Here is a 13653-nt window from a genome sequence, read left to right on the forward strand (position 1 = left end):
CCCATCGTTTACTTAGTTAATGTTTCTGGAACTTCGATATTATTTTCAGCTAGAAGAGCCAATAAACCCTCAATAAGAGTATCTTTCTCTTTAACGATTTTATTATGCTCTTTTGTCACTTTTGTTTTGTCTGCTTTTAATGCTTTAACTTCTGCATTAAGAGCCTCAATCGTAGTATTAAGCTGAGTTTCTTTCTCCAAGAATTCTGCAGCTGCCTTGTCTTCTGCCTGAGTATCTGATTTTACTAGTTCTTCTAGTTGCTCTGTATTTAGTTCTGCAGGGTCTAATTTAGTTGCGGTTATGGACTCAGCTGGAGATAACGTTCCTTTTAGTAGGATTAGTGAATTTAATCTTAAAGAACGTCGAATGCCTGTTAAATCTTGGTCTTCGTTGATTTGAATAGGGTGATAAGCTTGATTTGGTTTAAATACGATACCTGTGAATGAATCTTCCCAACCTGCGCCTGTATAAAATGGACTTACTGCTACTACGATATTATTACTCATTAAGTTTTCCTCCTGTTATATGAAAAAAGGAGCCCTTCGGAGGGCTCCCTTTAGGGTCTGGAATTTTTTAGTTTAGTAATTAGAGTTTAGGTCTTCTCACTAGATTTTGTCGTGCTGTTTTGCTTCTTCACCAACATAGTCAGTTGGTAAAGCCATTTCAGCAAAACGACGTTCTGGTGCTGGATAAGTCTTAGCAAATCTGATGTTTTTAGCAACGGCGATACCTAAACCACCATTTAACACGCCAATGCCATAACGCTCTTTTAATTTAAGAGCTTGGATATCACGTGTTGGGTCATCAAACTGCTCTGTAGAAATTTCATCTTTCACCAACAACACTCCTACGTTGTTTCGGTCAACCAAATAGAAGTCGAAAGTCATTTCTCCTTGGTCAAAAACTACATATGGACTAAACATTACATTAATACCCAAAGCATTAGAAGTGTTGAAATTTCGTGGGTCAGTCCCTGCAACACCTTGGCCAAATGCAGCAACAGAAGCGCCTTCTAACGCTGCGTTTTTAGCGAACAAGCTCCAGCATAATGGATGCATGATAATGTCAGTTGGGTTGAATCCAGCTGCCATAATTGATACAGCCATGTCGATAATATCTTCAGCTGCTAATGTTCCATTGTAATTTCCATCAAAACCACGGCCTGTAGGATAACCATCTTCACCAGCAGCGAATAACTTACCGTCAAACACTACATGTCCATGACTAGAGAAATGGCGGAACATATTTTCTTCTTTCAATCGAGCCAATGCACGACCTGCTGCCTGTAAGTGTAAACCAATTACATCCCAAGAACTGTCAGAAATCATTTCGTCAGTAATACTGATTTTCAAACCGTATTTCTTAACTCGAACATCGACAGTACCAGTTCCATTTTTGGTTAGGTTCAATGTTTGTTCTGGGTATTCTTGGCCTTCAGCGACTTCAGAAGCTCTGATAGCTCCAAAATGGATGAACTCCATTGAACGTCCTTCAGAAATTTTGATTTTCTTGAAGAATAATGAAGCTAAGTATTCAGCTTCGGCTGCTTCTGTAACAACTTGTTGGATTACCTTTGGCATTAGAATGCTAGCATCTTGTGAAGTTAAAGCTTCCATGACTTTAACTGATTGTTTTGCTTCAGAGATATTTAAGACAGAGTTTGATGTAAATGAGCCAGAATATTGTGCGATTTTTTCTGTCTGCTCTGTTGTAAAAGTGGTTGTTTTCATTTATGAGGTATCCTCCTTGAGGGATTAGTTTTGAGGTATTGGGTTAAAAACCCAGAGGGTAGTCCCGGCTAAGTGCCGGGAGCGAGGAGATTCAAAGATTATTTTTGAAGCAAGATACGAACAGCACCAGTAGAACCAGCGTAATCCCATTCAGTAGGTAATCCAGCAATCGGGTTAACAACAGCGTCAACAGCTACGGCTACATCTTTGTAGGTACCAGGAGCTAAGTAGAATGCGACAGTATTAGAATCAGCCATAGCTTTAATGTCATCAGCTCTTAATTTGACAATAGTGTCATCTGTTCCGTCGCCTTTAGGACCGACCTTTTTAACTGTTACTTCGACTTCGTGCAATTTTCGAATATTTAGTTTATGCTTCACTTTTACATAAACCATTCCCTCATTGTCTTTATCTTCGTTAACAGTTAGGACACCAGTTTTCGTATCAAGTTTTGTGTTTTCGTTAACACGAACAGCTTCAACATTTTGGTCGTTTTCTTTTAACGACAAAGAGATACGTTCTTGAGCTCGGAAGAAACCATCAGTTAAGAACGGAATACCGCCAGGTTTTACTCCACCTAATTGTTTTAAGAACTCAGGTTTCCAACCTTTAACGGAATAAGGAGCACCATACGGATAACCTTTTCCACCAGGAGAAGCTGGGTTAGAAATTTGTTTCATATATGCTTGAAACTCTGCATTGTCAATGTCCATGTAATATTGCAAGAATCCCATTGGAGGTAGGTCACGAGTAGCGTTCCAAACCTGGCCAACAATCATTTGCGCATTATGTTTCGCTTTATCAAATTTTTTGAAGTTACCATTTGACCCAGAAACAACATAGTCACCAGGGTTTAATCCGCCGGTAGTTCCATATGCAGCTCCAAATCGCATCGCTTTTGCATATTGTTCTGCTGTAGCTAGTTCCGCATGTTCAAACAGTGGTACTTCGATATAGTTACGAGTTAATACTGTTGCTCCAGTGCCTTCCATAGCACCACGACGAGTTTCATAAACATTGTGTTGGTTCAAACCAATAACTCGTTCTGACTCTTCAGTTGCGACTTTAATTGCTGTAGCTGTAAAACCAGTTCCCCGGTTGTATTCAGCTCCTGCTGTCTCAACGATTTTACCTTTAGGAATAACAACAACTTGATTACCTTCTGGACCAAATTCATAAATGAATGGGTCGAATTGGTTATCTGCTGCCACCACGAATTTTTCTGCTGGGGCATTACCTTCTGATACGACTAAATTAGTGTGAGATTTACCCACGGTGCCGTCATAAGTAACACCTGCATTGTATGTATTAGGGAAAAGTGCCATCTTAATGTTTTCCTCCTTGAGAAAATAGTTTTATGTTCATTTTGTTAAAATGTTTTTTAAGAAAGAGATAGTTTGTTCTTGTAGCTGTTCTTTGGTAATTTCTTCTTTATCCTCAGTAGCTTCAGTTGCTTTACCTGCGGGATTTTGAACTTTAGTTACTTTACGCTCCGTAGTTGTATTCATATCTGCTTTCTTAGAATTTTGTGCTTCAGTTAAGCGTTCTTGGATTTTTTCAATTGCTAGTCCATTCAGCTCTTCTGACAATTCTTCAATTGCTGCACCTTCCGTTAAAGCCAAGATTAATTGAATACTTAATTCACGGACGTTAGTATGTTCAGTGTTTAAAGCTTCTTGCATGTCATCAATTGTTTGACGCAACTCTGCGAGTTCTTCTTCTGAAATAATCTGTGTTGATTCGTCCGCTTTATCATCATCTGCAGAGGATTCTTTTGTACTTTCAGCTGTTTCTTTTGTTTCTTCATCTTCGGATGTTTCAGTATCTGTTTCAGTTTCCTCAGTTGTTTCTGTGTCTTCTGTAGCTGTAGTATTTTGTTCTTGTTTATCCTCAGAAGTGATATCGTCATCAACTGTGACATCTTTTGGCTTATCTGCTTCTTTTTGAGTAGAAAGAATGGAGGCTACCATTGTAGCGAGTTCTTTCAGTTGCTGTTCATTCAAGTTTTCAACCCCTTCCGTTACTGAGTTTTCAATATCGTTTGTTTCTTTGTCTTCTAAAGCTTCTGTAAAATTAATAGATTCGTTTGATTCGACGATAATTGATTTATCTGACTTCGTGATTGTTACCGGCTCTTTATTATTGCTATTTGTGGCTTCAGTGACTTCAGTATCTCCATCAAGGATAAAAGAAGATTCTGTATCAACAACCATCGCATCTGAATCCGCTGGAACGTTTACCCATGAAACTTCATCAAACTTGATTTCACCGATAATCCACTGGCATAGTTGGTCATCATAAACTTCACCTTTGTAATGTCCGCAAAATCCTTCTTCTGCTATATCTGTATGACAAATATTGCATCGGACATGAGAACTTTCTCCCCCAATAGAAACTGTCATAAGACGTCCATCTTTAATTGCTTGGATAGCGTCAGGACTAGTAATTTTGGGATATAAAATAATACCAGGTCGTCCAGCTTGTGTAGTCTCAGAAAAGACTGCTTTCATAACTCGACCCGTCGCTTCTGTAAATGTATCGTGGTTGTATATAACTGGTTTTGGATAAGGTCTAACCCAGGAATAAACACCAGTACCCTTTACTGCATCACCTTTAAGTTCATGCGCAGGGTAAATTGTGTCATTACGAGTTGCGCCTGCGTGAATTGCCTCTATTTTTGGAATAATGAATCCTGCATCAGTTACATAAGTACTTTCAGCTAGCTTCTCTTTTCCTGAAATTAGAGGTTTTATGGTCACAGATTCTATAAACTTTCTAGGGTCTGTATTTAGCTTTGGGAATTTTAAATGATTCGCCAAATCGCTACCTCCTATATTTAATTTTCAAAGAAACTACTAACTTACAAAGCACGAGCAGTTAGGATGATAAGGGGGAACTTTTTTAAACCAGCCATCTTCTCTTGTGAGAGTTTGAGTCTTGCATTTTGAGCAGTCACTGTCATTAATACTGATAGTTACCTGTTTATGACCTTCGTCAAAAAGATTGATGCAGTCAGCAAGATTTTTACCGAAAGCTGTATTAAATTCCTTGATATCACCTATACGACGACTAAAAGTTCCGAAAATTGATTCTGTATAGACAGAAGGGTTTTCTTTCTTTTCCAAATTGAGTAGACGACTTTTTAGTGAGATAAATAACCGTTCTACAGTTTGTTCACTTTCGCTTCGTAAATAGTTGTTTATTGATTTTAGTTCTTGGTAGGTTTGAGATGATGTTAGAGTGAGGTTCGATGTAAGAGATGTTGAAGCTATCGAAAGAATGGTTGTTGTAACCTTTTCTCGAGCTAGTTCGAGGCTGAACCCGATAGCACTTTCAACAGAATTTTGTTTCGCAATTCTTTCATTGAAATCATCACGAATACTAATCCATAGTGACTCTAATTGATTAGAATCAGCTTTTTGATTTTCTAACAACGTGAATTTAACCAGTTGATGTTCTTGGGTCAATACCTTTTTAGAAACTTTTTTCTCTTTTGTTTGTTTATCTGAAGGAGAATCTTGTTTACCATGCTGGTTTTCTGGCTGATTAAGGTTATCAACTACGTTTTCAGCACTTGAGGATGAGGAATTTGCGGTTGTATTTAGCATAAAGTGGAATCTACTGAGGTCGTCTGAAGGGTCATAACCCAAGTTTTCTCGAAGTTCATCGAAGCTTATAGCGTTATTATTATAAAGATTGATTTGATGATTCTCTCTGGCCATTTTGGCGGATTGTTCTATTTCGATGAAGTTAAAAGTTACTGCATCGTCGAGGTTTAACACGGGGTCATATCCACCCTCGTATAATATCTCATTAATTAGTTGATGCTGAATTTGGGATTGGAATCGTCGCTGGAAGTCCTTAACGAGGTCGTTTAAATCCGAGTTTTGGTTATCTGCTGTAGATTTATTAGCAGAACCACTTATACCCATTACTGATTCAGACATTCCCAGTCCTGTGAAAACTCTTTGTCTGAAATAAGATAAGTAACTAGACACATCCATAGCTGCGTTACCGTTATTGACTGTTTCAATCTTATGGCGCTCAGGTAAAACATGAATTTCATCCAAACGCATTTCTGAAAGCTTTAGGGCAGTTTCCTCTATTTCTTCATCGGTTGCTTCGTAGCCTTCTTTTTGAGCACCTATCGTATATGTTGTCAGGGGAAATAAATTTCGGTAAATTAGTTGAGAAACATTTTCTTCGATATTTCGCAGAATCAAGACATCGTCTAATACGTTTTGAAAAAAGGGTACTCCAAAAGCCATTCCTGTAGGTCTTCGGTAAACTAAATGCCCTACATTTTCGGGTTTAAGGTCGATTGTTTCACTTCCATCACTTGCGACTTGGTACGTCTCTATTTCGCCTAAAGAATCTCTTTGTACCTGGAAAAACCTAGGACTAATTGGGAAGACTCCTGAAATAGGTTCTCCACCGTAATAGCCAGTAGCTTGAAGTCCGCCAAGATTTTCCGTACCTCTCGCTTTCACTATTGGAGCATTTGAGAAGAGAACAAAGTTATCGCTCAATTCGGTAATCAAATCATCGAATGACATATCTGTTGCTTCTTCCATCAATTTCAATCTAGTTTTGACATAATTTAACGTATCAGCATTACGCCCCTTTAGTTCGTAACCACTTTTAAGCATTAGTGTTGATACTGTATCAATCGCTCTTCTAATATAGCCATCTGAAGAATACGCTTGATAAACAGTTTCTAAATCTACAGGAGACTCTTCGAAACTACCCGTGTTTCCTCCTAAAGCAGGAGTTACTTTTGCCACTCTCGTTGCGCTTGGGTCCCTTTTCGAAGAACTGCTTTTGCCTCCTGCTTCATCTAGCTGATACTTTCGCTCATTAGTGATACGATTGCGATTGGCAGCCCAAAGGTCTCGGATATTCATTTTATGCGCTCACCTCTCATTTAAGATAGATAATTTTTATATGTTGCAGCAGTTGGTTTACCCTTTTCATCCACTAGCTCAAAGAGTTCATTACTGAAGTGAAAGCTTTGTCTAGCGTCATCTTTGTCAAAGACGTTCTCAATTTTTGCTCTTCTCAGATTAGCGGCTTCTTGATTCAAGGAGAAATACTCCTGAGCTCTGGTTTCTTTCAGTTCGTATAGCTCAGTCATTCCTTTTGTCACTTTGTTTAGATACAGAGTCGTATCTGAGTTTTGATTGCCATTGAAAAATGAAAAGCGATGTTCTAAGTCCGCAACAAATTGGTTGAATAATCGCTCGTCTAGTTCATAATCATCTAGCAGCACATCTCTATTAGATACACTGTAGGTATTTCTAAGCTCATTTTTGATAGTATTCTTTTTATTGTTCTCAGAATCTACCGCCAATTTAAGCATTACAGTTGAGCTAGTCAATGCTTTCTGCATATCTTCTTTTGTTTTTGTAATTGAAGACAAGGGTAATAAAAGATTAGACCTATCAATGAATGTCTTTCGGTCTAGATTAGAAACGATTTCTGAAACAATTATCTCGGTTTCCATATTTTTCATTTGTATTGTTTGATAGGCATTTCTTATGGACAAATCTGTGTTCATAACTTGGGTCTTGTAACCTCTAATTTGATACGCATTTTCTTTTGCTGATAGTATCCCATCAGAATTAAAAAGCGATGCTTCCATGAGGTCTTTTTTTGCTATAGTTTCCCTTTCTTTTAATTCATCCATAAGTTTCTTTTGAGTTTGTTCTGCCTTTAAAAGAGTTTGTTCCCATCCTTCTTCATTCATATCTAAAGCAACATCAAATAAGGCTTTGTTTATGAAACGTTGGATATATTTTTCAAGATGGCTGTATTCAATAGAAAGTTCAACTAAGTCGCCAAAAAGTTCAGCTTTTAAGTTTCCTTGTTCGCTTTCTTGCACTTCTTCCCAAAGTTCCACTATATAGGCTCCGCTTGGATTATTTATGTGGTTTAGAGCATATTCGTAATCCCCAATTGATATTTGACCATTGCCTTGAAGGCCTAATGATTCTTTACTTTCGTTAAGACTTTTTAGATAGAAACTATCTTCTGGTAAAACGACTAAATCCTTGAGTTCGAGTCTTAGGTTATCAATAGTTTGGTTAATAGTTTTCTGAATATCTTTAAAGTTTTCTATCTCATCGGTTAAAAGACCAGTGCCTACTTCTTTATCATCAGATGCAGAAGGAATGTATTCCTCAATCTCTGTATCTGATTTAAGGAACCCACCGATTACTTTGCTTGTAGACACGTCTAAATTAGGACGGTATTCTAACGGACTGATGGTTTTTTGAACTAAGTTCGAGTTCTCTTCATTCATGTATATCACCTCAGAATATAAAAATTAGCCCCAAGATTTTAAACTCGGGGCTATTGATACAATATTAAATATCACCAGGATTTCCTTTTTATTGGTGCCCTTCTTTTAGCAAGTCGTGAGCGGTCTCCCCAATTTGACCCCATTTGTGCAGACGTTGATTTTGTATGACCCACTTTGACCTTTTGAAGAGGTGGTTTTCCGGGTTCATCCCAGTCAGATTCCCCTTTTATTCTGGCCGAAGCAGCTTGTCTAAGTCCGTCCAATGTTGTGGGCATGGAAGAAGGGATGGCTCTGGTGATTGTTGCTTTTTTAATCTTATGTATTGTATTAACAAGGTCTGGATAGTTCTCAAGAAATGCGAATAAAGCAAACATCATGGCATCCAAACTATGTTCATCCGTTGAGCTAAAGACAGGCTCTTGTGTTTTTGAAGAAAGCCTAACCACTTGGTAGTTTGTCATCTGTCTTCGAATGGTATCTTCAGTTTCAATTGACGGGATTCTCAATTGACCACGTTCTAATAAGATTTTTGTATGGTTAACAATGAATGGTTTAATTGGTTTTCTTTCTGTGATACGTGTTACTGGGTCTTTTACATTGTAATAGGAACCTAAGTGAACGCCTTTTACTTTATCACCAAGTTTTTCTCTTAGTAACTCAATCTGGTATTCCCCTGCCCCTCGGTCACAATATATTGCGAATGGTCTGTATTGTTCATCTAAGGCTTGAATGAGTTTTACGGCTTTATCATAATGCATTTCACCTTTTGAAACTTCTAGGCGATTAATTACTTTAAATCTTCCAAATCCGTTGTCAATCTCACCCATTTCTGGTCTGGGACGTCGCTTGTCATATGGGTCGTACTCTACTACAACTATATTAGTTGCAGCCCCATATTTATCCCAGTCGACACCGATTGCTACTAATCCATTTCTATCCAATGGTGTCTGAGATAATCGATAGCTCGATGATGCTGCTTCATCTATCATATCTTTATCAAATACACCTATCATCTCTGAACCGAATTCAGCTAATACTTCGTGTTCATAAGCAACAGCCGAAAATTGTTTTTTTAGTTCAGATTCCATAGATTCTGACCAATTGGGGTTAACCATCGTCGGGAAATAAAACTCTTTCCATCCCTCGGCGGTTTCTCTGTCATAGGTCTTCGGATTGTAGATATATCCTTCGGGCGTGTATTTGGGTATTACTTGCTGGTCTTGGTTGAATTTCAGTTCAACACATGTTTTATAGAACATTCCACGTCGACCAGTTGGCGTAGAAGCTATCATGATTCCAATTTCTTTTGGATTTTCTAAAGCAATGGCTGAAATAGTATCAAAATCCGCATCCGACATATAGTCAACTTCCTATTTGGTTCAATGCTCGTTAGGCATTTCTCAGATTACTCTGAGGTTCAGACTATATCATCATCTTCTTGAATGAGGTCCGAATGGTTATGTTTTATGTTCCACTTGGACTTATTGACGTCTGGTCTATTTACTAAATAGCCAGCTTTAGTATCCATGAACAAATCAAATTCTTTTCCTTGAAAATCGTAATACCATAACTTCGTATTTTTATTTGAGAATTTCAAGTTCTTTACACGAATTTTTGTTGCCATAATCATTCTTTCTCCTTTCTCGAGATGCCTTGCGCTTCGGAAACACTGTTTCCTATGCGATTAATTAATCGGCTTACTAGTCGTTGCACTTTCAAAATAGGTAGCCCATGCTTCTTGAAATGACGATAATGGTTCAGCAAAAATGCTTTGTACCGGATACATTTTAGAGTAGTTTTCTTTACTAATTGTAAAAGGTACATCATAGAAGGTCTCATGTCCTCCATCTTTTGCAATATACATTAGTATTGTCACGTTTTTATCGTCTATATCAACAATTTCATCATAATTGAAATTTACATTTTCGCCATCAACATCGTAATAATACCAACGTTTACCTATTAAGCTTAGCTCAGTATTGCCCGGTTTTTGGTAAGCAATAGTTGTTTTATGTATATCATTTATTAATTTTTCGTTCAAAGCTTGTAGAGGGTAATCAACAGAATCTGAGTTGAAAATTCTGTCTGTAGGTTTGTATTCCTTAAAATGAACCATTTAACTATTTCCTTTCCGGGTTTCACTGAATTCACAAGGTTATCGACATACGTCACCGTATGAAGGGACAAAGTTTTATCCATGTAGAGCCAGTCAGCTCTTTGTCCCCGTAAACTACCACCTTCACTACCTGATTTGGTACCAGCAGTAAAGAGTTTTATTACGGAGCCATTTTTGAATGCTATAAAGTACGGATTTTTTGTTTTGGATTTGATTGATTGTGCTAATATTTCATTACTCTCGATGTTTTTAACGAGTTCATCGAATATCAGACGAGCCTGGTTATCATACGGAGTAGCTACCACACACACAGAACCATTAGGGTTTTTGCCCCCATTACAGGTAAATGCTACCCATAATATATGTGCAATCATGGTCCAGGTATTATGTACATAAAAGTCTTCAACAACAAGATTTTGAGTTTCAGGAACAAAAACATCATAGGTTTGTTTTTTTCCAAGAGGTTCAATACTTACTATCTGGTCATAATATATATCAGATTGAGCAATTTCTTTTAAAATATCCGAATTGTATTTTTCCCCTAAAAAAAGGAGCTTATCTTCTTGGATTGTTTTTGCACTGGATTTCCTTAGCTTAATGTTCTTTCTAGCTACTTCATTTTCAAGGTATTGACCACGTGGGATAAGTAAAGGCCTATCTTCTTTTGAGATTGCAACCAAATAAACATCCTTATAGTTGCGTATAGCCTCGGGCGCTATTTCATTATAAAAAGTAACTATGTCAGAGCACTTATAAATCATCATTTGAATATAAGGGGCTTTATTTGCTATTCTATTGACCATGGAAGCTTTTATTCCGAATCTAAGCAATAGATGACTCAAATCGAGTAGGAAATCTTTATTTCTGCCACCATATCCAATTTCGGGAGTTTCTCCAGCAAATGACCATCCTTGAGAATCATAGATAGCGGCCAAAAAGATGCTCAATTTTAATTGAGTATATTGATAAACTTCGGAAGGAATTCTTCCACCTGATTCTCTAAATAGCTGGATAACTTCGTTAGATTTAGACCTATCAATCAAGTAAAAGAGCTTTTGACTCTTTTGAATAAGTTCTAACCCTTCTTCACCACAAATGCGGGAGATATCTGACAAAACCTCATCATTTTTGATTTCGATTGTAAGGATATTGGCAGAGGCTTTGCAAGAAGTAGACAGATAAGCTAATAGTTTTACAAAGTTATTGCTTCTTTGGTCATTACTGCCAAACACTCTGAGATTCTTTGGAGTTGCTACAAATTCGCCGACATTTAAATCTTGAACTTCTACCCAACCATCCACCGTTAATAACGGGTGATTTTCGGTCAGTTTGATTTCGTTTCCTCGTCTTGTTGATACTTTATATACAGGCTTCATGCCATTGTCTTCGATTTCGAATACTTCAGTAAATACATTCTTAGGTTTTTCTCCCAGTGATACTACCTTAAATGATTCTCTCTGGTCGTAAAGATTTTTTACTGTTTCATATCTTCCGTCCGCAAGAAGAATTCGTTGATTTTCTTCTATGCATTTTCCGATACGACGTCCACATCTTAACACTTTACGATTATGCGGATGTCGAAGAATCTGTTCTTGATACCATCGTGGAGGGTCTGAAAGGTGATGCTTGGCCCACTTAACTGGGTCTTTCATAATTTTCAGCATCTCCGTCGAATGCAAACTAATATTGTCTTCTATCTCGGACATAAAAAAAATCACATCCTTTCGGGTTGAATACAACCCTTAAAGTGTGATTTGTCAACAACTTGGAATTATTTTTCTCCAATATCGAAATTTGTAAAAAACTTGTTTACAAGCTTTTCTGAAGATTCGTCTCCCTCGCTTGCTTTTGTTTTTAGATTATTTAGTGTTTCTTTATCTCTAGTTGATTTTGGTTCTCTATCGAAGTCTTCGTCATCTCTTGAGTCTGAGCTATCATTTTCAACTTTATTATTAGGTGTGTAATTTACAGGTGTATTTTGTACATGTACTGAATCTTGATTAAACTTATGAGTTGCTAAAAATTCTGACGATGCCCCGTTAATTAATTCGATTCCTGATTTTTGTAAATAAGCTAATGTTAATTGAAAGTCTGTAAACTCATGTCTGACTTCTTCAGGTATCGAATGATAAAGTAATAATGCCCTCTGAATGTCCCTAGAAAGAGTAGATTTACCTCTACCCTTTCCTCCTTTAAGCTCCGAAACAAGTTTAGAAAACTCTGGACTCTTCTCACTATTAAATACGAAGTTTTGCGTTTCTTGAGCCATTTAACTTCCTCCTAAATCATTGAAGAACCAAGTTTATAAAAGCCACTAACCCCCGCTGTCTGGGTATTTTCAGGTGTTTTGATGTCTTTTGGGTCTACTCCAAAAAGATTAATAAACTTATCTTTGACGATATTAACGCCTCCACCTGTGAGAATAAATACATCTATACGATTCTTGTCAGTTAATTGAGCATCAATCTTGTTAGTCATTTCATTGACAAATCTTGTTACTGCTCTATCAGCTTCTGTTGAAATATCGATAATCTCTCGTTTTGAATACGTGATTTTCATCCCGTTTTTAAAGGCTTCTTCTACTTCGGTTCTTGTAATTTGTAAATTAGCATTTTTACTATTTACTTCTTTTAACACCTGGTTATAAATGGTCTTCATGCCTTCTCTGAATGTTTGACTATCTTCTAACCTCTTCCCTCTTTGAAAGATATCAAGAATAGTCGTTCCTGCTCCGAAGTCAACGATAGCAATTCTATCCTCTTCAAAGTCGGGATGCAGGTCATTCCCTTGCATGTAAATGTCTAGAACAGTTCCTAACGGCTGCTCCATTATATTTACCGCCTTGACATTGATGATATAGTCTACCCCATCTCGAGTAACCAAGTGCTTGCGTTTGAGTGATTTAACTAGATTTTCATGATGCTCAGTGTTTACTTCTGATGAAGGAAGTCCTGCAACAACAACTACATCTACAGTTTCTCCAAAGTCACTTGCTAATTCAGCAAGAACAAATTCAAACAACATTGTAAAGTACATTTGTTCATATCTAGCTTGAGTTTTATAAGTTTCAATTAGTTTGTTTGGTTCAATAAAATTGGGATTGCTTATCTCTGTACCCCATACATACTCAGCATCATCATTCGCTTGCTGATATATATGGTAAGTCTCTCCTCTTTTCTTGTCTTCAAATAAACCTTCCTCTCCTATTGCCGATAAAGGCGCTAAATTTGAAGGTGCTAGAAGTTCTCTTACGGAACTTTTAGCTTTTACGAATCCGTTACCCAAATCTACTGCGAATACTTCTAGTTTTTTGGCCATAAAAAAATTCACTCCTATAGTATTTCTTTTTATAAATACATCCTATCAAACTAAAAGTAATATTTCAATAGATACAGGTGTATATTACAGGTGCATTTAACAAATGTCGCTAAATTCTTAGGCGGCTCTAATAATACAGGTGTAAAAAGCATGTGTAAAAAGCAACTGTTAAACGAGAATAAAAGTAG

General features: G+C 37.2%; 12 protein-coding genes. All 12 read right to left on the reverse strand.

What is annotated here, in order from left to right; translation table 11 throughout:
- Positions 1 to 8: 8 nt before the first annotated feature.
- The 12 genes from A5882_RS17545 to A5882_RS17600 all read right to left on the reverse strand — a co-directional run bounded on the left by A5882_RS17545 (position 9) and on the right by A5882_RS17600 (position 13465).
- On the reverse strand, positions 9 to 506 hold the full coding sequence (locus A5882_RS17545; RefSeq protein ID WP_086373228.1) for a hypothetical protein: 498 nt from the start codon (positions 504 to 506) through the stop codon (positions 9 to 11).
- A 99-nt stretch (positions 507 to 605) separates the two neighbouring features.
- Positions 606 to 1730 carry a phage major capsid protein gene (locus A5882_RS17550; protein ID WP_139843253.1) on the reverse strand — a complete coding sequence of 375 codons (1125 nt, stop codon included), beginning with the start codon at positions 1728 to 1730 and terminating at the stop codon, positions 606 to 608.
- Between the two features lie 98 nt (positions 1731 to 1828).
- Positions 1829 to 3055, reverse strand: coding sequence for a hypothetical protein (locus A5882_RS17555; protein WP_086373229.1), 1227 nt, complete (start codon positions 3053 to 3055; stop codon positions 1829 to 1831).
- A 36-nt stretch (positions 3056 to 3091) separates the two neighbouring features.
- Positions 3092 to 4549: a hypothetical protein gene (locus tag A5882_RS17560; RefSeq protein WP_086373230.1), complete on the reverse strand. Its 1458-nt coding sequence runs from the start codon at positions 4547 to 4549 to the stop codon at positions 3092 to 3094.
- A 36-nt stretch (positions 4550 to 4585) separates the two neighbouring features.
- Complete coding sequence (locus A5882_RS17565) at positions 4586 to 6634, reverse strand: hypothetical protein (RefSeq protein WP_086373231.1); 2049 nt, start codon at positions 6632 to 6634, stop codon at positions 4586 to 4588.
- A gap of 20 nt (positions 6635 to 6654) precedes the next feature.
- A complete protein-coding gene (locus A5882_RS17570; RefSeq protein ID WP_086373232.1) occupies positions 6655 to 8031 on the reverse strand; it encodes a hypothetical protein in 1377 nt (458 codons plus the stop codon).
- Between the two features lie 71 nt (positions 8032 to 8102).
- Complete coding sequence (locus A5882_RS17575; RefSeq protein WP_086373233.1) at positions 8103 to 9389, reverse strand: hypothetical protein; 1287 nt, start codon at positions 9387 to 9389, stop codon at positions 8103 to 8105.
- A gap of 59 nt (positions 9390 to 9448) precedes the next feature.
- Positions 9449 to 9655, reverse strand: coding sequence for a hypothetical protein (locus A5882_RS17580; protein ID WP_139843254.1), 207 nt, complete (start codon positions 9653 to 9655; stop codon positions 9449 to 9451).
- 60 nt (positions 9656 to 9715) lie between these two features.
- Complete coding sequence (locus A5882_RS17585) at positions 9716 to 10147, reverse strand: hypothetical protein (protein WP_086373235.1); 432 nt, start codon at positions 10145 to 10147, stop codon at positions 9716 to 9718.
- Positions 10069 to 11853, reverse strand: coding sequence for an LAGLIDADG family homing endonuclease (locus A5882_RS17590; RefSeq protein WP_086373236.1), 1785 nt, complete (start codon positions 11851 to 11853; stop codon positions 10069 to 10071). The genes A5882_RS17585 and A5882_RS17590 overlap by 79 nt, the downstream gene beginning before the upstream one ends.
- A 65-nt stretch (positions 11854 to 11918) precedes the next feature.
- A complete protein-coding gene (locus A5882_RS17595; RefSeq protein ID WP_086373237.1) occupies positions 11919 to 12416 on the reverse strand; it encodes a hypothetical protein in 498 nt (165 codons plus the stop codon).
- 11 nt (positions 12417 to 12427) lie between these two features.
- Positions 12428 to 13465 carry a plasmid segregation protein ParM domain-containing protein gene (locus A5882_RS17600; RefSeq protein WP_086373238.1) on the reverse strand — a complete coding sequence of 346 codons (1038 nt, stop codon included), beginning with the start codon at positions 13463 to 13465 and terminating at the stop codon, positions 12428 to 12430.
- Between the last annotated feature and the right edge of the window lie 188 nt (positions 13466 to 13653).

This window comes from Enterococcus sp. 4E1_DIV0656 (genome assembly GCF_002140695.1).
Classification (GTDB): Bacteria; Bacillota; Bacilli; order Lactobacillales; family Enterococcaceae; genus Enterococcus_D; species Enterococcus_D entomosocium.